Origin of the sequence: Bradyrhizobium sp. 192, assembly GCF_023100965.1 — a bacterium.
Classification (GTDB): Bacteria; Pseudomonadota; Alphaproteobacteria; order Rhizobiales; family Xanthobacteraceae; genus Bradyrhizobium; species Bradyrhizobium symbiodeficiens.
Genome location: NZ_CP064690.1, coordinates 7,888,681 through 7,907,797, shown reverse-complemented (window position 1 = coordinate 7,907,797; position 19,117 = coordinate 7,888,681). Strand labels below are relative to the sequence as shown.

The window sequence follows — 19,117 nt, the reverse complement described above, 5'->3', positions numbered from 1 at the left end:
TTCGTTCGCCTTGAGGCGATTTCACGGCGCCTTTGGTTCGCCCGCCGAACTTCGCTTCAAGCCAAGCCAAAGCCAAGCTCAGTTTCCCGGCTGGAACGTGCAGTCCGCTCCGCTTCCGTCCTTGCGCCTGATCGCGTTGGGATCGATCGTGCAGCTCAGCCGGGTCAGGCTCTCGAAGTTCGATCCCGCGGCACCGTCCGGCGGGATGCCGGCCAAGGCCTCGGTGGCGAAGATCTCGTTGGCGGTGGAGCCGTTCACGGTCCTCACTGTCTTGCCGAAGGTCACCTCGCAATTGCGAACGGTGATATCGACATTGCCGGTACGACAGACGATCCTGTCAGCGGTGACCACGATCGCCTTTTTGTAGGGAACGTCGCTGCCACCGGCGAACAGCATCGCAACCGCCTTCCTCTCGGCGCCCGACAGATCCGGCGACAGCGGCGCGATCACGCCCGCGAGTGCCAGCGCCGTCGCGCCGGAGACTTTTGCCGGCGTGGCGCCGGACGCCCCGGCGATGCCGGACAGGCTCACAAGGACGAGGGTGCAGCTGAAGATAAATCGACCGGATCGCATGCTTGCCTCCATGGACCGGAAATCTCAGGCCGTCTTCTTGCGCTTGGCCACCTTTTTGGTCGTCTTCTTGGCCGTCTTGGCCTTCTTCGCCGCCTTCTGGGCGGCGAGATAGGCCCCGACCTTCTTCGCGGAATGGCCGGCCGCGGCGACGGCAGCCTTCAGCTTGGCCGGGGTGATCTTGAATTTCTTCGACCAGTAGCGGACCTCATAGGCCTCGCTGAGCGCGATCCGGCTCTTGTCGGAGGCGCGGTGCTTCTGGAGCTTGATATACGCCTCGACCTTCTTGGCGGAGTGGCCGACCTTCTTGACGGCGTATTTCAGCTTGGCCGGGGTCACCTTGAACTTCTTCGACCAGTAGGCGAGTTCATATTTTTCGGTGAGCGCAATCAGCGCCCGATCGGTCCCGCCGCGCTTTGCCTTGTTGTCGGCCATGCTTCCCTCCTGCCGTGGAATGCGTGCCAATCTAGCATGCAACCGGATTCGGAAGGCAAGACGGCAAGCCTGCGGTGATTGCGCAAGGCGGCGGTTTTGCACCGATGTGTCAAACCCTTGTGCGGCGTGGCCGCGCCTCGGGCTGAACGGGCGTTCTACTTTGCATGGGGTTGTTTTCGCATTTTTTGATTGCCGGCCGCGCTACGCCTGCCTCATCGTCCGGAACGTGATGGAGTAACGGTGCGCCTCGACCGGCGGAATGCTGTGCTCCCATTGCGAGCGCGCCTCGCCCTCCATCATGTAGAGCGAGCGCGGGCGGGCCTCGAGCGTGTGGCGCTGCCATTTGTCGCCGCTGCGGCGGCGGAAGCGGAATTTGCAGGCCGAGCCGAGCGACAGGCCGAGGATTTTGTCGAAGTGCGGCTTGTCGCGGTGCCAGCCGATGCCGACGCCGGCCTCATACTCGGTACAGAGTACCTGCCGGACGCTGGCCTCCGGCAGCTTCGCCCAGGCCTCGGCCTGACGCGCGATGGGCATGAGCCAGTCCGGGATCGGCTCCGCCTCGGCGAGCCGCTGCAACGTGTAATCATAGCGATAGCCGAAGGACGCCACCCGGCGGTTGCCCTCGAACGCCCCGAACTGGAAGCGCTCGAGCGGCAATGCCGTGATGCGGCCGACCAAGGATTGCTCGACGGCGGGTTCGATAAAATTGTCCGTGTGGCGAAGGCCGGCCGGACCTTCGTCAGGGACGGCGAACAAGCCAAGCTGCGTCATTCCTCGCATTTCCGTGATGGAACCTATTGGCGGCTGATGCGACTTACATATGACGCGGGGAGAAACATGCGAGGCTGTCATGGCACACAAGCATACCGCCGATCCGACAGAGATCATGCGGGCGACCGGTCATCCTGAGCTCGAATATGCCGCCGGCTGGACCATCGCCGGCTTGATCACCATCGGCACCATCGTCGCCGCCTGGGTGTTCGCGATCTAGGCGACAGGGAATTGGAGCTCGAAGGCCGCGCCCTCGTCGGTCGGCTTGAGCCTGATCGAGCCGCCATGGCTCGCCATCACCGCGCGCGAGATCGCAAGCCCCATCCCGGTGCCGCCCTGGTCGCGGCGGGTGGTGAAGAACGCATCAAAAATCCTGTCGCGGTTCGGTGCCGAGATCGGTTCGCCGTCATTGCTCACCGTCAGACGCAGGGTCGTGCGTTCGTCCACAGCCTCCAGCCTGATTGTCCCGGCCTTGTGCCGCATCGCGTTGTCGGCGAGATGCGACAGCACGATCAGCGCCTTTTCTCCGGACATGCCGATGGAGCGGTCGAGGCTGCCGCTGGCCTCGATGGAGCTGGCCGGAAACCGGTTCTTGAGGTCGGCGATCACGGGCGCCAGCTCCGTGCGCTCATTCTGCGGCAGGCTTTCGGCGCGGGCGAGCTCCCGCAGCCGCTGCGCCATCGCCTCCAGCCGCTGCGTGTCGGACAGGATGTTGGCGATGAACGTCTTCTGTTCGGCCGGTGTCAGGCCCTCGGATTTGCCTTGAACCGAATCCTGCAGCAGCTCGGCCGCGCCCTTGATCGAGGTCAGCGGCGATTTCAGCTCGTGGGTGAGGTGCGCCGAGAACGTCGCGATGTAGTCCGAGCGGCGCGCCAGTTGCTCGGCCATGCCGAGGAAGCTGTGCGAGAGCTGGGCGAACTCCCGCGTGCCGTAGTGCCGGAGGGGCCGGAACGCCTCGCGGTCACCGCGGCCGATCCGCGCGGCGCGGTCGATCAGCTCGCGCATCGGCAGCGTGATGGTGCGCGAGAACACCAGGCCGATCGCGATGGTGCCGAGGATGACGGCGAGCCCCGCCAGCACGAACTTGCCCCGCTCCTGGTAGAGATGGTCGAAGATGTTGCTGGGCGTTCGCGTGGTGTAGATCACGCCGGCCACGCGGTTGTTGACGATGACGGGCATCGCCGAGAACACATGCACGCCGAGGCCGCGGCTGAAGGAATAGATCGGCGGCGGCGGCTTGTCCGGCACGCGGTTGCGCAAGGTGGCGCGATATTGCCCGTGCAGCGCGTCGGCGACCTCCTCGATATGGGCGAGCGACTGGCCGACCTCCTGGCGCCCGGCGATCACGACGCCTTGCGGATCGAGGATGCGAAAGCCCGCCAGCGTCACCTTCTGGGTCTCGCGGATGATCGGCGTCAGCCTTGCGCCGATCTCGACATAGGCCGCCTGCGCGGGATGAGGCGCGGCCTGCGCATCCGGTCGCCGCCGCAGCAGATCGTTGGCGGTGAGGTCGAGCGCGGGGCGGATCGGCGTGACCTGATCGCCGGGGTCGGGCAGCACGTTCGGCGGCACCTCGGCGCCGAGCGTCAGGCCGCTGTCGAGCCTGGCCGTGACCTCCTGCGCATAGATCGTCGCCAGCACGCGGCTTTGCGCAATCAGCTCGGCCTGGGTCTGGCGGATCAGCTGGTTGTCGTAGAGGCGGAAGAAGAACAGGCCGACCAGCGGCAGCACGCCGACCGTCGTCAGCACCGCAAAGATGACGAGCCCCAGCGATGGCCGCCATTTGTCCGGCGCCGGGCTCATGCCGCCTTCTCGCAGCGACCGAGCTTGAAGCCGACGCCGTGGATGGTCTCGATGACGTTCTCGCAATTCAGCGCCGCTAGCTTGGCGCGGATGTTGCGGATGTGGCTGTCGATGGTGCGGTCGGAGACCTGGATGTTGAGCTGATAGGCTGCCCGCATCAGCTGCTCGCGGTTGAACACCGAAGTCGGCCGGCTCAGGAACGCGCGCAGGATGCCGAACTCGATCGCGGTCAGCTTCAGCGGCGTGCCTGAGAAGGTCGCGACATGCTGCTCGGGGTCGAGCAGCAGGCCGCCTTGCGACAGCGCGGTGGGACCAGCCTTGATCTCGCCATTGCGCGGGCTGAGCCGGCGGAGGATGACATTGACCCGCGCCACCAGCTCGCGCGGGCTGAACGGCTTCGTCACGTAATCGTCGCCGCCGATTTCGAGGCCGAGGATGCGGTCGATCTCCTCGTCGCGCGCCGACAGGAACAGGATCGGCACGTCGGAATTCTTGCGGATCTCGCGGCAGACGTCGAGGCCGTCGAACTCGGGCATGCCGATGTCGAGCACGATCAGATCGGGCCTGTCGGCGGCAAAGCGGGCGAGCGCCTCCTTGCCGTCGCGGGCCTCGATCACGTCCATGCCGGCCTTCTTCAGGGCGACGCGGATGACCTCGCGGATATGGCCTTCGTCGTCGACGATGAGAATGCGATGCGCCAAGAAACTCTCCGCTCACCCCGCCGGCGGGTTGCCGGACTGATCTTTCGCCTGCGCGTCCAGCCTGCGCTGCAGCCGCCAGCTCCGAAAGCCCCAGCTCCGCCAGGCCAGATCCCGGCGCTGCTGTTCTACAAGGCGGTCGCGGCGCGACACAAGACAGCTCTCGGGGTTGCCAGACCGCAGCAAGATGGCCTTGTCGATCGCGGGCAGTGCCTGCGGCCCGAGCGTCAGGAGATAGTTGATATCGATCTGCAGGCCTTTGCCGGATGCCTCCCGGCTGTGGCTCACATTGTAGTCGGCAATGAAGGCATTGAAGTTCACCAGCGAGCAGCCGTAGAGCACGATCGCCAGCGCAACCAGATTGACGCCGACGAGCCATTGGTTGGACCGGTTAAGGGCGATGCGGGTCACGATCAGGATCAGCCCGAGCGCGACCAGCCCCATCCAGATGAAGGCCGCGATCCGCCAGTAGGTCAGCATGTAGATGTCGACGTAGAGGTCGAGGCGAAGAATGGAGGAAGCGACGAGAAGCACGTTCTGCCCGACCCAGAGATAGACCAGCGGCCGGATCACCTTCGAGTTCTCGGCCGGCCCGCCTGGGCGCATCGCCGCCAGCACGAAGGCCGCGGCGAGCAGGGCGGTCACGATCAGCGGATAGGCTCCGCGATGTGCGTAGCCCGCATAGGTCAGATTGTCCGGCAGCGCCACATGGCCCCAGAGATAGATCCCGTCGAGAATGGACTGCGCCGCGAACAGCAAATTGAACAGGATCAGCGAGCGCAGGATGGTGGAGGGACCAAGAAACTCCACCGAGACCAGAGGCGGGAGCTGCGGCGGTACAGGACCGTCCGCGACGGCGGTGGTGACGTTCGTCTTGCGCCGCCAGCGCACATGGATGAATGGCCAGACCAGCGCCAGCATCAAGCCCCAGAACAGCACGCGCGGGACGCTGACATATTGCAGAATGAGCTTCGGATTGAGCAGGAACACCCATTGCTCGATCACCGGATTGGCTGCGGCGAACAGCGCGACGAAGACCGTGCTCAGCGCTGCCGGCAGCAGCCAGCGCGCGATGCCGCGGGTCAGCGCCGACGCGTTGAACGCCTGGGGCGCATCGAGGAAGAACCTGAAGGGCCCGAGCAGCACCAAGTTGCGCAGCGCGCGGGCGCGGTCGGCGAGCCCGGTCGTTTCGGAATTGGTTACGAGCAGCAACGCAATCGCGAGCGACGCGATCAGGATCTGGAACGACAGGGTGTTGAGCTCCTCGATGACAGGCACCAGACCGGCGACGAGGACGGCCGAGCCGATCAGCGCGCGGCGCAAGTCCAGAGCCGCATGATTGAAGAGCGCCGACACCCCGGCGAGCGCGATCGCAAAGAGCGTCAACGAGAGCCCGATCCGCTGTCCGTAGAACAGCCAGTCGGCGAGTGCGGCCAGCATCAGCGCGAGGCCGACCTTGGCCGCGATCGAGGCATGACCGATCGGCTTGATTTCCTCTACGATTGTCGAAGCCAGGCTTGTCATATCCGGGAAGACCTTTCGTGATGGGTGGCATCACGAAGTCTGAATGGTGCTTGTGCAGAAGCCGGGATCATCGTCTGCACGGTTTCAGGAGTCTTTTGCAGTTTTCGTGCAGGCGCGCTTTTGCCTCTCGTCCGGCGTGCATTGCTTTGATAGGTGCGAAGCATTCGCCCCTCCCAGCGCGTGATGCATCATGCAATTCCTCCGCCGTATCGGTCTCATTCTACTCTGGCTTGCCGCGCCCGTCGTCGTATTCGCGGCCGCGAACAAGAACGATCCCTATCTGGTCCCGTTGCGCGGCGCCGGAAACATCGCGCTTGTCGTCGCAAGCATCGCGATCGTCATCCTGCTGCTGCGCGGAGGGCGCCGGCGGACCATCGCGGGCAAGCTGCTGGTCACGCTCTGGTGCCTGCCGCCGGTCCTGATGTCCGCGGCGCATCTGAAGTTCGAACTGCGCAAGCACGACGTCCTCGGCGCAAGTGCCGCCGAGGCGCGACAGCTCGGGCCTCATTTCATGGTCGGCTATTCCTCGTTTCCCGAGGTCGCGAGGCTGGCCGAGCAGGGATTGATCGGCGGCGTCTATGTGACCCGGCACAACATCCGGGGCCGAACCGTTGCGGCGTTACGTGCGGAAATCTCGGCGCTTCAGGACAAGCGGCGCGCGGCGGGCCTGTCGCCGCTGGTCGTCGCCGCCGACCAGGAGGGCGGCATCGTCGGGCATCTGGCGCCGCCGCTGACCAAGGTGCCGGCGCCGGCGACGCTCGCCGGTCTCGCTCCCGACGACCAGCAGGCCAAGGCTGAAGAGTTCGGTCGTATCCACGGACGCGAGCTTGCGGGCCTCGGCGTCAACCTCAATCTCGCGCCGGTGCTCGACCTCAAGCCGCCAGCGCGGCGCAACCGCCTCGATTTCCACACGCTGATCGGCCAGCGCGCAATTGCAACCGATCCGGCCGTCGTCGGCACGATCGCGAGCGCCTATGTGCGCGGGCTGGAAGAATCCGGCGTCGGTGCCACGCTCAAGCATTTTCCGGGCATCGGCCGCGTTCGCGCCGACACGCATCATTTCAGCGCCAATCTCGACGCGCCGGTTGCGGAATTGGAAGCCACGGACTGGCTTCCGTTCCGCGAGGTGCTGTCGCATTCGCGCAGCGCACTGATGATCGGCCATGTCACCCTCACCGCGGTCGACCCCGAACGCGCCGCCTCGCACTCCAAGCGCGTCGTCGATGGCATCATCCGTGACAAATGGGGCTATCAGGGCGTGGTGATGACCGACGACCTCGTGATGGGTGCAATCTACCAGAACGACGTCTGCAAGGCCGTGGTCGAGGCGATCAATGCCGGCGTCGACCTGCTGCTGGTCGCCTATGACGGCGCGCAATTCTACCGCGTCTTCGCCTGCGCGCTGGAAGGCTCGCGGAAAGGCATGCTGGATACAGCAGCGCTGCGCGCGAGTGAGGCGCGGCTGACGCGAGGTTTTTCGATCGAGCAGGCGCGGGCTGCGTCAGTTGTGCTCCGCGTCGTCGAGCGGCATCAGCCCTTCGAAAATTGGCGGTAGTCCGGCTCGCGGTGAAACCAGAACTCGTAGCCGGTGATGCCCTTCTGCATGGCGACGTCGTGGATCGGCTGGTTGAGCGGAACGACCGGCACGTCGCGGATGCAGAGCGCGATGAAATCCTTCACCGCCTTGTCGTATTCGGCCGTATCAGCGGTGAAGCGGGCCTTGTCGATCAGCGCGTCCATCTCCTTGTTCTGGTAGGAGGAGATGTTGAAGATCGAATTGTTGCCGTGGAAATTCCAATAGAAGTAATATTCGGGATAGTCGAGCCAGCCGCTGAAACGGTTGAGCGCGAGCGGCAGCTCCTTCTTGTTCAGCGTCGTGCGCCAGTTGGCACCGGGGATCTTTTCGATCGATGCCTCGATGCCGATCTTGGCGAGGCTCTCCTGGATCAAGATCGCCGTGGGTTCGCCGACGGTCGCGGTGCCTGTGTCGAGCGACAAGGTCGTCTCCAGGCCGGACCCGAAGCCAGCTTCCTTGATCAAGGCCTTGGCCTTGTCGAGGTCGGTGGCATAGGGAAACGGCTGCGGCCAGACCGGCTTTGAGACTTCTGCCGCTCCTTCGTACATCGGAACGGCACGGCCGAAGAACGCGCTGCTCTGGATCTGCTCATATGGCATCGCCCAGGCGATGGCCTGGCGCAGCTTCATATTGTCGAAAGGCGGCTTTGCGGTGTTCAGAGCAACGTACCAGAGCGCATTGGGGATCGGCACGCCCGATACCCTGACTTTGCCTTCCCTGATGAGCTGGTCGAAATCGCGCGGCGCAAAGCCGCTCGACAAGTCGGCATCGCCTCGCTCCAGCATGGCGCGGCGCGTTCCGCCGGAGGGAACGTCGCGTGCGATCACGCGCCTGATCTTCGGCAAGGGTCCGCTCTTCCAGTCGTCGAAACGCGCCAGCACGGTCTCGCTGCCGGGCTTCCAGCTTTCGATCCTGTAGGCGCCGCCGCCGGCCTCGTTGTTCCTGAGCCACGTCAATGCCCAGGGGTCTTCCGGACTAGCATTCTTCTTCGCCAGTTCCGAGTTGATGATGAAGGGCACGACCACGGCGACGTTGAACAGCAGCATCTTGTCCTTGCGGACATAGTCGATGCGGAAGGTGTGATCGTCCACGACCACGAACTGTTCGGGCTTTTCCAGCGATCCCGCCGACATCTGAGAGGTCGGAAAGCCGCCAACCTTCACCGCACGGTCGAACGACCATTTGACGTCCTTGGCGGTGACAGGCGTGCCGTCGTGGAATTTCGCGTCCTTGCGAAGCTTGAAGGTGCAGGACATGCCGTCGGCTGCGACCTCCCAGCTCTCGGCCAGTTCGGGCGCGAGCTTCTCGCGATCATACGACAGCGTTCCGTCCGGCAGCGTCATGGAGCCGTAGGAAAGCAGGCGGTCGTAGCAATTCCACGATAGCCCATTTACGGTCTGGTTGGAGCCGACGCCCTGCATGTCCAGCGAGTTCGGACCCAGCTCCTGCACCACCAGCAGCGTCTCACTACGTCCCTGCGCCCAAGCGAATGGCGGAGCAACGGCACTGATGCCGGCGGCACCCACGCCGCCAATCACGTTGCGGCGGCTCATATGGAAGGGTGAACGGCTCATGGAGGCCTCCTGTCCGGCAATCATCCGGCATCGAGAGGCAAGGTGTGTGCCACCCGGCACGAACGATCGTACCGTATCCGTGGCCGACCGCCCCGCGCGAGGGCGCGAGGCGGTGTTGTCTGTGCGTTGCGTCAGGCGCTTCCTATTCGGCCTGCTCCACTGCGGCAGGCATCTTCGCAACCGACATCAGCGATCGCGCGACCTGATTGAGCAGGAGATCGGCGTTTTCTTCCTCGGCGAGGGATTTGGAGAGCAGGGCGACCACTGCGCTATGCCGGAGCTGTTGCGCCAGATTACGCGCGGTGGTGTAGCCGGACATCTCGTAATGCTCGACGCGTTGAGCCGCAGAAATCAGTGAGAGGTCGGCGGCAGCGTCTTCCTTGTCTTCGGCTTCCTTCATGACTTCCTGGCCTTCCTCGATGAGGCCCATCATGCCCTTGCAGGGTTTGGCGCGTGCGGTCTCGCCGAGCAGTTCGAAGCATTCGTTGATGCGCTCGACCTGATTCTCGGTCTCGGCCAGATGCAGTTCGAACAATTCCCGCAGCTGGTCGAAGCGGGCGGCCTGCGCCATCTTGGGAAGCGCCTTGGTCAACTGCTTCTCGGCATGGAGAATGTCGCGCAGTTCATGGAGCAGGAGATCGGTCAGGCCCGCCTCGTCCACGGGCGATGAGCTCTCCGTCACAATGGATGTGCCGGCGCCGGCATCGGTGGACTGCAGAGCGGGCGATTCCGTGAACACCCAGTCCTCGCCCTCGTTCCAGGGACCGCGGGTGTCGATTTCGCCGTGGTCGCCGCTGCCGGTGGAATCGTTGAAGTACTGGTTCACGAGGCCGGGCGTCGGCGCGAGCCTGCCGATGCTGAAGGCCGGCTTCGACAGGCTTTCGAGCGCGCGCGCGAACGCCTTCATATGAGTGATTTCCCGCGTCATCAGGAACTGGAGCGCGTCCTTGCTGCCGGCGTCGTCGCAGAAATTGATCAGCCGTTCATAGACGATCTTCGCGCGCGCCTCGGCGGCGATGTTGCTGCGGAGATCGACGTCGAGCTCGCCGGTGATCTTGAGATAGTCGGCGGTCCAGGGATTGCCTTGTGAATTGAACAGATTGACGCCGCCGCCGCCGGCGATCGCAATCAGCGGATCGGCCTCTGCCGCCTGGCGGTCGTTCTTCGAAGGCGCAAGATGCATGCGCGCAAGACAACCGACGACTTCGAGATGGCTGAGCTCTTCGGTTCCGATATCCATCAGGAGATCCTTGCGGTCGGGATCCTCGCAATTCAAACCTTGAATCGAATATTGCATCGCGGCCGCGAGTTCCCCATTGGCGCCGCCGAACTGCTCGAGCAGCATATTGCCGAAGCGTGGATCGGGTTCGTCGACACGCACGGTGAACATCAGTTTCTTGACGTGGTGATACATGGGAGGGCTCGCGCTCTGAGGGAAACTATGCGCGTCAACCGGCCCTCGGAATGTTCGTTCCTAGCTCTCGTCGAGATTCAGATCCGGCGCTGCGCGAAGACGTGAAGCGGAGCGCGTCTGCGCGTTCGTTGATGCCCGCGAGGTCTCTACGGTCCCACTGCTGCGCGGCTCTGCCCGGCCTGCGCGATCAGTCCGTCAATCATCGCGCGCACGAGGCCTGCGATTTCCTTGCGCAGCGCCGGCAGCGGCACCGCGACCAGTTTCTGCTCCAACCCCAGCGCCACCATGCCATGCACCGCCGAGAACAGGCTGCGCGCGGTGATGCCGAGCTCTTCCGGGCCGCGTTTTGGAAACAGCGAGACCAGCGGCTGGTAGATGTGGCGAAACAACCGCATCTGGTCATCGACGGACCAGTCGGGAACGACCTTGTCGGCCTCCATGCGGTGCTCGAACAGTGCGCGCCAGAGCTGGAGATTCTCCGCCGCGAAATCGCAATAGGCGATGGCGATGCGGACCAGCGTCTCCTGCGGCAAGGAGGCGCCCGAGCTTTCCGCCGCGCTCAGCGCCTCGTCGAGCCGGTGCAGCGTGCGCGAGCCCACCCGCAGGATCAGCTCGTCCATATCGGCCACGAGATTATAGACCGCACCATTGGCACAGCCGATCTCGCGGGCGAGATCGCGGGTTTTCAGCCCCGACAAGCCACGGTCGGCGATCATCCGCTCCGCCGCCAGGATGAGATCGGATCGAAGTTTCTCTCGACGTTCCAAGGCTTTAGACATGCGCCTATCAAATTCTTGAGCGTTGCTCAAATTCTTCTTGAACAATGTTCATGGTTGTTGCTACAAACGATTTGTGAGCAATGCTCATAAACAGGGAGCAGCAGATGTTCAAGACCGTCGTAACACTCTTCCGGGGCAGCGTGGCCGCCGCCGGCGAGGAACTGGAGGACCGGACCGCCCTCCTCATTCTCGACCAGCAGATGCGCGATGCGGCCGCCGCCGTCGAGCGCAGCAAGCGGACGCTGGCGCTCGCGATCGCGCAGGACCAGCAGGAGGGCCGCAAGCTCGAGGCGACCGTCGCCCGCATCGCCGATCTCGAGACGCGCGCGGTCGCGGCGCTCGATGGCGGCCGCGAGGATCTCGCCAGGGACGCTGCCGACGCCATCGCAGGCCTGGAGGCTGACCGCGATGCGGCCATGACGGCCCGCGCCTTGTTCGCGACTGAGATCATCAGGCTGAAGCGGCACGTCGCAACCGCGCAGGCCCGCATCACCGAGCTCGATCGCGGCCGCCGCGTCGCCCGAGCCTCGGAGGCGGTGCGCTCGCTTCGCCGCAGCGGCATCGAGGCGGCACGTCCTTACGAATCCACGCTGCCGGAGGCGGAGAGCACCCTGCGGCGCCTGCGCGAGCGGCAGATGGAAGCCCAGGCCGCCGATGATGCGTTGGTCGAGCTCGATGCGGCCACCGGACCGCTCGCCACCGCCGAGAGACTTGCCGAGCAGGGTTTTGGCCCACGGTTGAAGACGACTGCGGACGACGTGCTGGTCCGGTTGAAGTCCAAGCGCGCGCCGACCGCCTGATCCCCAACCCCATCATCATTCGAACCAACAGGAGACCATCATGAACCAGAACGGCCAACCCCATAGCAGCGCCTGGGTGACCTTCACTTACGCGTCCTTCGCAGCCTCCGCGTTCCTCATCGCCATCGGTATTTTCTTCCTGCCGATCGACTTCTGGATGAAGGGCTATCTCACCATGGGCATCGTCATGCTGATCCAGACCTGCATCACCCTGACCAAGACCGTGCGTGACAATCACGAGAGCAGCCGACTGGTGAATCGCATCGAGGATGCCAAGGCCGAACGGCTGCTGATGGAAGTTTCCAAGGCGGCTTGAAGAATCTGCCTTGCGCCAATCCGGACGACGAGCACGAGAGCCGCGGAGCGACGCGCCGCGGCTCTCGCGTCCGCCCGGAATGACGTTTTGATCGGGCCTTCCGATCCGCATCCCGCATTGTACTTCGAACGCAGGTGCGATATGGCTCTCGCGCTTTCCAGATGCGGAGACGAGCTTTGTCGAAACAATCGCTGCGTGAGGAGGCCGAGCGCCTGGTCCGCGAATCGATGGAAAAGAAGACCATCGTCGTCAAGCAGGGCGCGACCCGCATCGAGGCCGTCTGCGGCAAGTGCGGCGCGCCGAATCGGGTCCAGGCGGAAAAAGGCCAGACCCGGGTCAAGTTCGCTTGCAAGAATTGCGGGCACCAGCAAGAGACGCTGTAGGGCGGCTTGCGCGAACTTGCCGCGCCGCGAACACTCCAACCCCTCATCCTGAGGAACCCGCCGAAAGCGGGCGTCTCGAAGGATCGAGGCCGGGCCGCTGCAGTTGGGCCTGCATCGTTCTCCAGGCGATGCGAAGCATCGTTCCTGAGACGCGCGCAAGGGCGCGCTCCTCACCATGAAGATTTGACGGTTACTCCCTCTCCACGAACCTCGTGAACGCATCCGTGTAATCCGGGTGCCAGCGCGACAGCGGCGGGCGGTTCTCGACGATGTCGCCGGCGGCCCATTGGATGCGTTTCTCGTCGAGCGCGCGCGGCACGTCGTTGTCCGGGCACAGGATGTAGAAATCGCCAGCCTCCAGCCGCGCCAGCATGAAATCGACCGTCTGTTCCGGCGTCCAGGCGCCGGCCGGCTTTTCGGTGCGTCCCTTCGCGGTGAGGCCGGCGAAGACGAAGCCGGGGATCAGCAAATGTGCCGTGAGGCGACAGCCTTTCGTGTTGCGCAGCTCGTGCTGCAGCGCCTCGGTAAATGCCTTCACGCCGGCCTTGGAGACATTGTAGGCGGGGTCGCCCGGCGGCGTGGTGATACCCTGCTTCGAGCCGGTGTTGATGATGAGGCCGGTCTTGCCGCGCGCGATCATGTTGGGTGCGAAGATGCGCGAGCCGTTGATGATGCCCCACATGTTGACGGCGATGATGCGCTGCCAATTGTCGGGTTCGCCGAACAGCGTGCTGCCCGGCTGGATGCCGGCATTGTTCATCAGCAGGTCCGTTCCGCCGAATTGCGCGCTCACGGCACGTTCCAATTCCCTCACGCTCTCCGCGCTGCTGACATCGACGACTGAGGTCATCACGTTTGTGGCAGATGTGACAGATGACAGTCTTGTCGCGGCGTCCGCCAGCCGTTCCCGGTCGACATCCGCGATGCACACCTTCATGCCGGCGCGCGCGAAGGCCGCCGCGGCGGCAAGCCCGATTCCGGATGCGCCGCCTGTGATCACGGCGACATTGTCTTTGACGATGGTGGGATGTGGCATGGATCGTCTCCGGGGAAGAACTCTCGATCGAGCTATAACATGGCAGCAGTCCGACCCTGCACAAGTCGGCATGGGAGGTCTTCGTTCGACGCTGCCTTTACGCCTATCCGGCGCGGCTGTATCCTTCAGTCTAACGATCCCGCCCAGATCGAACCAATCAAACACCTGACAGGGAGTGCAGCCATGGCTGTGTCGCAGGCTATTCCGATCACGCGCCATCCGTTCGCCAACGGGTCCTACAAGCAGATGCTGATCGACGGTAAGTGGATCGATGCCGCCTCAGGCAAGCGCTTCGAGACTCATAACCCTGCCACCGGCGAATTGCTCGCAACCGTCGCCGAGGGCGACAAGGAAGACATCGATCGTGCGGTTGCCGCGGCCCGCCGCGCCTTCGAGGGCCCCTGGAGCAAGGTCAAGCCGTTCGAGCGGCAGAATCTGCTGCTCAAGCTCGCCGACCTCGTCGAGAAGAATTTCGACGAATTGTCGCAGCTCGACACGCTCGACATGGGCGCGCCGCTCAGCCGCACCCGCGCCTATCGCCTGCGCGCCGTCGGCATGCTGCGCTATTATGCCGGCCAGACCACGGCGATCCACGGCGAGACCATCGAGAACTCGCTGCCCGGCGAGATCTTCTCCTACACGCTGAAGGAACCGATCGGCGTCGTCGGCGCCATCATTCCCTGGAACGGGCCGCTCACCGCGACGATCTGGAAGATCGGCCCCGCGATCGCGACCGGCTGCACCGTGGTGCTCAAGCCCGCCGAAGAGGCGCCGCTGACCTCGCTGCGCATCGCCGAGCTGGCGATGGAGGCGGGCATTCGGCCCGGCGTCATCAACGTCGTGCCCGGCTATGGCGAGACCGCGGGCGCCGCGCTCGCCTCGCACCACGACGTCGACAAGGTCGCCTTCACCGGCTCGCACGTCACGGGGCAGTCGATCATCCGTGCGTCCGCCGGCAACCTCAAGCGCGTCTCGCTCGAGCTCGGCGGCAAGTCGCCGGACATCGTGTTCGCGGATGCCGATCTCGACGCCGCGGTGCCGGGTGCGGCGATGGCGGTGTTCGCCAATTCGGGCCAGATCTGCAGCGCCGGCACGCGGCTGTTCGTCGAGCAGTCGATCTACGAGGAGTTCGTCGGCCGCGTCGCCGAATTCGGCAAGAAGCTGCAGGTCGGCAACGGGCTCGATCCCAACGTGCAGATCGGTCCGCTGGTGTCCGAGCAGCAGCTCGAGCGCGTCACCAGCTATCTCGACATCGGCCAGAAGGAAGGCGCGAAGGCGCTCGCCGGCGGCGGCCGCGTCACCGAAGGCGCGCTGTCGAAGGGCTTCTTCGTCTCGCCGACCGTGTTCGCGGGCGTCCAGGACAACATGCGCATCGCGCAGGAGGAGATTTTCGGCCCCGTCATCTCCGCGATCGCGTTCAAGGACATGGACGAGCTGGTCAAGCGTGCCAACAACACCACCTTTGGCCTCGGCTCGGGCCTGTGGACGCGCGACGTCAGCAAGGCGCATGCGGTCGCGAAGTCGCTGCGTGCCGGCTCGGTGTGGGTGAACTGCTACCAGGCGATGGACCCGGCCGTGCCCTTCGGCGGCTACAAGATGAGCGGCTACGGCCGCGAGTCCGGCAAGCAGCATGTCGAGGAATATCTCAACGTGAAGTCCGTCTGGATCAAGACGGCCTGAGGCCTGTTTTCTCCCCGCGTTCCGCGAGGGGGAATATCTGCTTTTCGTGGGGCGGCGCCTTTTCCGGTGGCCGCCCCACGCTATATGATCCGCATCCTTTCACAGACATTCGGGGCCCGCATGAAATTCGAAGCGTTGTTTAGACCGTTGCAGGTCGGTCCGTACAAGCTTGCGCATCGCGTCGCGCTTGCGCCGCTGACGCGCATGCGGGCCGAGCGCGAGAGCTTTGCGCCGCGGCCGCTCAACGCCGAATATTACGGCCAGCGCGCGACGCAAGGCGGCCTCCTCATCGCCGAAGCCTCGCCGGTGCTCTCGCAGGGCCGCGGCAATCCGGCGACGCCGGGCATCTATTCCGACGCGCAGATCGCCGGCTGGCGCAAGGTGACGGATGCGGTGCACGCCAAGGGCGGCATCATCTTCCTCCAGCTCTGGCATGTCGGCCGCGTCTCGCATTCCTCCTTCCACGGCGGCGAGTTGCCTGTTTCCGCCTCGGCCATCGCGATCAAGGCCGAGGGCATGAAGGCGATGACGGCCGACGGCAAGATCTCGGACTATGAGACGCCGCGCGCGCTGGAAACGGACGAAGTCAAGGGTATCGTCGAGGCGTTCCGGCAGGGCGCGAAGAACGCACTTGCCGCCGGTTTCGACGGTGTCGAAATCCACGGCGCGAACGGCTATCTGCTCGAGCAATTCCTTCAATCGCGCAGCAACCAGCGCACCGATCAATATGGCGGTTCGATCGAGAACCGCGCCCGGCTGCTGCTCGAAGTTACGCAGGCCGCGATCGACGTCTGGGGTGCCAATCGCGTCGCCGTCCGGCTGTCGCCCTACGGCATCGCCAATGATTCCGGCGAGCCCGATCCGATGCCGCTCTACACCCATGTGGTGAAGGCCCTCGACAAGCTCGGCCTCGCCTATCTGCACTTCATCGAGCCGCGATCGAGCGGCTCGGGTCGCGCCGAGGTCAACTGGCAGAACGTGCCGTCGGCAATGGTGCTGTTCCGTCCGCTCTACAGCGGCGTGCTGATGACTGCCGGCGGCTTCACCGGCGAGACCGCGAACGCGGCGATCGCCGACGGCCACGCCGACATCATGGCCTTCGGCCGGATCTTCATCTCCAATCCGGACCTGCCGCGGCGACTGGAGCACGACTATCCGATCACGCCGTACAATCGCGCGACGTTCTACGGCGGCGAGGAGAAGGGGTATACGGATTACCCAGTTTATGACGAACTGACGCCGGCGTAAGTCCCTCCGTCATTCCGGGGCGACGCGAAGCGTCGAGCCCGGAATCCATTTCACGTCCTGGTTTGCTGCGCGATGGATTCCGGGTTCGCGACTTCGTCGCGCCCCGGAATGACAATCATGTATTGTTGTCCCCGCAATGACGACGGGGAGATACCATGGCCAAACTCGCCACCGCCGCAGGGATCGCCACCGGGCAATGCCTCTGCGGCAAGGTCACCTTCGAGATCGACGTTCCCGCGCGCTGGGCCTGGCACGATCATTCGGCCGCCAGCCGCCGCGCTCATGGTGCCGCCTACGCCACCTATGTCGGCAGCTGGAAGAAGCGCTTTCGCATCACGTCCGGCAAGACCGCTCTTACCCGCTACGAGGACAAGTCGACCAAAACCACGCGCAGCTTCTGCTCGCAGTGCGGCACGCCGATTGCCTATGAACGTCCGCGCCGTCCGCACATGGTCAACATCCCCCGTGCGCTCTTTAGGGAGCGCACCGGCCGTCAGCCGCTCTATCACATCGCGATCGAGGAGCTGCAGGAATGGGCCTATACCGGCGAGCCCCTGGTGCCGCTGAAAGGGTTTCCGGGCGTGGTCTGGCAGCGGTCGAAAAAGAAGAAGCGGGCGAGTGGCGAGGACCCGTTCGAACTGGGGCGAGAGGAGATGTAGCCCTGTTCGCCCCGCTCTCGTGTCCCGGACGCGCCGCACCGCTGCGCGCTGCGGCGCGTCCGGGACACGAGAGCGCAGTTTGCCGCGCCCACGCAACGCAGCCATGACCACGCTTCCTTGCGCGCCTCCCAAGACTTCGTCCATCATGCCTTCCGTCCTTGCGGTAACGTCCGCTCCTGGAGGAAACATGAAGAACAAGATCACCGGCCGCTCCGCCTTTCTCGCGCTGCTCAAGGATGAAGGCATCACGCATCTGTTCGGCAACCCCGGCACCACCGAGCTGCCGATCATGCATGCGTTGAAGGACCATCCCGATCTCACCTATGTGATGGCGATGCAGGAGAGCCTGGTGGTCGCGATCGCCGACGGCTACAGCCGCGCCTCGGGAAAACTCGTCGCCTGTAACGTCCATGTCGCGCCCGGCCTCGGCAACGCCATGGGCTCGCTCTACAACGCCCAGTTCACGGGCACGCCGATGATTCTTACGGCCGGCCAGCAGGAGCAGGGCCACGGCCTGATGGAGCCGGTGCTCTACGGTCCGCTGGTGCGCATGGCCGAGCCGCTGGTGAAATGGGCGGTCGAGGTGACGCGTCTGGAAGACCTGCCGCGCATCGTGCGCCGTGCCGCCAAGATCGCGACGACGCCGCCGACCGGTCCGGTGTTCATCTCGCTGCCCGGCGACATACTGAATAGCGAAGCCGGCATCGATCTCGGCCGCTCCACCCGCATCGACGCGCGGACAAGGCCATCGGACGAGGTGCTGAGGGCGTTTGCCGCGCGGCTGCTGAAGGCGGAGCGCCCCGTCATCGTCACCATGGACGAGGTGGTGAAGAGCGACGCGCTGAAGGAAGCGGCTGAACTCGCAGAGCTGCTTGGAGCTGCCGCCTACCAGTCCTCGACGCCCTATGGCTCGCACTTCCTCTCGGAGAGTCCGAGCTTCGTCGGCACGCTTGCACGCGTGCAGAAGGTGGCGCGCGACACGCTGGCGCCCTACGACCTCCTGATTGCGCTCGGCGGCGATCCCTTGCGCATGTCGGTTTACAGCGAGGTCGATGCGCTGCCTGACGGACTCGGCATCGTGCAGATCGGTCTCGTCGATTGGGAGATCGCCAAGAACTACGGCGCCGAGATCGCGCTGAAGGCGGACCTGAAGGAAACGCTGCGCGCGCTGATCCCGGTGCTGAAGGAGATGGGTGGTGCCGCGCTCGCGAGCCGGGCGAGGCAGCGCCTCGCGGAGCTCGCGCCGAAGAACTGGACCGCACGCCGCGCCGCGCTCATCGAGCAGATCGGCAAGAGCGCGAGCCGCACGCCGATCGATCCGGACTATCTGGTGCTGCAGATGGTCGAGGCCATGCCCGACAACGCGATCCTCGTCGACGAGGGCCTCACCTCCAGCCGCCAGGTGACGGCGCTGCGACCGCATCGCGATCGCTACGGCTATCACGGCCTTGCCTCAGGCGGCATCGGCTGGGGCCTGCCGGCCTCGGTCGGCGCCAGCATCGCCAATCCGGATCGCCCCGTGGTGTGCTTCTCGGGCGACGGCAGCGCGATGTATTCGATCCAGTCGCTGTGGACCGCGGCGCATCACAAGCTGCCGCTCAACGTCGTCATCGCCAACAATGGCGGCTACCGCATCATCAAGCAGCGCCTGCTCGCCTTCCATGGCGACGACAATTATGTCGGCATGGATTTTATCGATCCGCCCGTGGATTTCGCCGGCGTTGCCAGGGCGCTCGGCTGCGAGGCGATCAAGGTGAACGATCCCCGCGAGTTGAAGGCGACGCTGGCGTCGGCGTTTGGCCGGCCGGGGACGAAGCTGATCGAGGTGATGGTGGACGGGAAAGTGTAGGC

At 64.6% G+C, this 19,117-nt stretch carries 19 protein-coding genes; 9 read left to right on the top strand and 10 right to left on the bottom strand.

The genetic code is table 11. The features are described 5' to 3' along the window. Window positions 1–78: 78 nt before the first annotated feature. From IVB24_RS37165 to IVB24_RS37155, 3 genes are all read right to left on the bottom strand, one after another. Entirely contained in the window at window positions 79–573 is a 495-nt protein-coding gene (locus IVB24_RS37165; RefSeq protein ID WP_166467237.1) for a hypothetical protein, read from the bottom strand. A 24-nt stretch (window positions 574–597) separates the two neighbouring features. Then, window positions 598–1,005: a DUF3606 domain-containing protein gene (locus IVB24_RS37160; protein ID WP_247771525.1), complete on the bottom strand. Its 408-nt coding sequence runs from the start codon at window positions 1,003–1,005 to the stop codon at window positions 598–600. A gap of 201 nt (window positions 1,006–1,206) precedes the next feature. After that, on the bottom strand, window positions 1,207–1,776 hold the full coding sequence (locus IVB24_RS37155; RefSeq protein WP_247771524.1) for an alpha-ketoglutarate-dependent dioxygenase AlkB: 570 nt from the start codon (window positions 1,774–1,776) through the stop codon (window positions 1,207–1,209). A gap of 79 nt (window positions 1,777–1,855) precedes the next feature. On the opposite strand from IVB24_RS37155, the gene IVB24_RS37150 reads away from it, so the two are divergent. Further along, window positions 1,856–1,996, top strand: coding sequence for a hypothetical protein (locus IVB24_RS37150; protein WP_162848615.1), 141 nt, complete (start codon window positions 1,856–1,858; stop codon window positions 1,994–1,996). Here IVB24_RS37150 and IVB24_RS37145 read toward each other — a convergent pair. Genes IVB24_RS37145 through IVB24_RS37135 form a run of 3 tightly spaced genes read right to left on the bottom strand, consistent with a single transcriptional unit; the run spans window position 1,993 to window position 5,801 of the window. Further along, window positions 1,993–3,579, bottom strand: a complete 1,587-nt coding sequence (locus IVB24_RS37145) for an ATP-binding protein (protein ID WP_247771523.1) — start codon at window positions 3,577–3,579, stop codon at window positions 1,993–1,995. The two genes, IVB24_RS37150 and IVB24_RS37145, sit on opposite strands and share 4 nt — an antisense overlap. Continuing rightward, the gene (locus IVB24_RS37140) at window positions 3,576–4,280 is read right to left on the bottom strand and encodes a response regulator transcription factor (RefSeq protein ID WP_247771522.1); all 705 of its coding nucleotides are present in this window, start codon (window positions 4,278–4,280) and stop codon (window positions 3,576–3,578) included. Before IVB24_RS37140 ends, IVB24_RS37145 begins: the two co-directional genes overlap by 4 nt. 12 nt (window positions 4,281–4,292) lie before the next feature. Then, the gene (locus tag IVB24_RS37135; RefSeq protein ID WP_247771521.1) at window positions 4,293–5,801 is read right to left on the bottom strand and encodes a DUF4173 domain-containing protein; all 1,509 of its coding nucleotides are present in this window, start codon (window positions 5,799–5,801) and stop codon (window positions 4,293–4,295) included. A gap of 190 nt (window positions 5,802–5,991) precedes the next feature. Here IVB24_RS37135 and IVB24_RS37130 point away from each other — a divergent pair, with 190 nt between their 5' ends. Continuing rightward, on the top strand, window positions 5,992–7,356 hold the full coding sequence (locus IVB24_RS37130; protein ID WP_247771520.1) for a glycoside hydrolase family 3 N-terminal domain-containing protein: 1,365 nt from the start codon (window positions 5,992–5,994) through the stop codon (window positions 7,354–7,356). On the opposite strand, the gene IVB24_RS37125 is transcribed toward IVB24_RS37130, so the two are convergent. The 3 genes from IVB24_RS37125 to IVB24_RS37115 all read right to left on the bottom strand — a co-directional run bounded on the left by IVB24_RS37125 (window position 7,332) and on the right by IVB24_RS37115 (window position 11,144). Then, window positions 7,332–8,951, bottom strand: coding sequence for an ABC transporter substrate-binding protein (locus IVB24_RS37125; RefSeq protein ID WP_247771519.1), 1,620 nt, complete (start codon window positions 8,949–8,951; stop codon window positions 7,332–7,334). The two genes, IVB24_RS37130 and IVB24_RS37125, sit on opposite strands and share 25 nt — an antisense overlap. A gap of 142 nt (window positions 8,952–9,093) precedes the next feature. Beyond that, window positions 9,094–10,365, bottom strand: coding sequence for a DUF892 family protein (locus IVB24_RS37120; protein ID WP_247771518.1), 1,272 nt, complete (start codon window positions 10,363–10,365; stop codon window positions 9,094–9,096). A 146-nt stretch (window positions 10,366–10,511) separates the two neighbouring features. Beyond that, window positions 10,512–11,144, bottom strand: a complete 633-nt coding sequence (locus tag IVB24_RS37115) for a TetR/AcrR family transcriptional regulator (RefSeq protein WP_166476996.1) — start codon at window positions 11,142–11,144, stop codon at window positions 10,512–10,514. Between the two features lie 104 nt (window positions 11,145–11,248). On the opposite strand from IVB24_RS37115, the gene IVB24_RS37110 reads away from it, so the two are divergent. The 3 genes from IVB24_RS37110 to IVB24_RS37100 all read left to right on the top strand — a co-directional run bounded on the left by IVB24_RS37110 (window position 11,249) and on the right by IVB24_RS37100 (window position 12,643). Then, complete coding sequence (locus tag IVB24_RS37110; RefSeq protein ID WP_094973168.1) at window positions 11,249–11,944, top strand: PspA/IM30 family protein; 696 nt, start codon at window positions 11,249–11,251, stop codon at window positions 11,942–11,944. Window positions 11,945–11,984: 40 nt separating this feature from the next. After that, the gene (locus IVB24_RS37105) at window positions 11,985–12,260 is read left to right on the top strand and encodes a YiaA/YiaB family inner membrane protein (RefSeq protein ID WP_091966026.1); all 276 of its coding nucleotides are present in this window, start codon (window positions 11,985–11,987) and stop codon (window positions 12,258–12,260) included. Window positions 12,261–12,436: 176 nt separating this feature from the next. Further along, a complete protein-coding gene (locus IVB24_RS37100) occupies window positions 12,437–12,643 on the top strand; it encodes a hypothetical protein (RefSeq protein ID WP_247771517.1) in 207 nt (68 codons plus the stop codon). Window positions 12,644–12,833: 190 nt separating this feature from the next. On the opposite strand, the gene IVB24_RS37095 is transcribed toward IVB24_RS37100, so the two are convergent. Next, window positions 12,834–13,679, bottom strand: a complete 846-nt coding sequence (locus IVB24_RS37095; RefSeq protein WP_247771516.1) for an SDR family NAD(P)-dependent oxidoreductase — start codon at window positions 13,677–13,679, stop codon at window positions 12,834–12,836. 183 nt (window positions 13,680–13,862) lie between these two features. On the opposite strand from IVB24_RS37095, the gene IVB24_RS37090 reads away from it, so the two are divergent. The 4 genes from IVB24_RS37090 (at window position 13,863) to IVB24_RS37075 (ending at window position 19,115) form a co-directional block, all read left to right on the top strand. Then, on the top strand, window positions 13,863–15,359 hold the full coding sequence (locus IVB24_RS37090) for an aldehyde dehydrogenase family protein (RefSeq protein ID WP_247771515.1): 1,497 nt from the start codon (window positions 13,863–13,865) through the stop codon (window positions 15,357–15,359). A gap of 120 nt (window positions 15,360–15,479) precedes the next feature. After that, on the top strand, window positions 15,480–16,607 hold the full coding sequence (locus tag IVB24_RS37085; RefSeq protein ID WP_247771514.1) for an alkene reductase: 1,128 nt from the start codon (window positions 15,480–15,482) through the stop codon (window positions 16,605–16,607). A 155-nt stretch (window positions 16,608–16,762) separates the two neighbouring features. Beyond that, the gene (locus tag IVB24_RS37080; protein ID WP_247771513.1) at window positions 16,763–17,266 is read left to right on the top strand and encodes a GFA family protein; all 504 of its coding nucleotides are present in this window, start codon (window positions 16,763–16,765) and stop codon (window positions 17,264–17,266) included. Between the two features lie 187 nt (window positions 17,267–17,453). Further along, window positions 17,454–19,115, top strand: coding sequence for a thiamine pyrophosphate-binding protein (locus IVB24_RS37075; RefSeq protein ID WP_247771512.1), 1,662 nt, complete (start codon window positions 17,454–17,456; stop codon window positions 19,113–19,115). Window positions 19,116–19,117 lie beyond the last annotated feature (2 nt).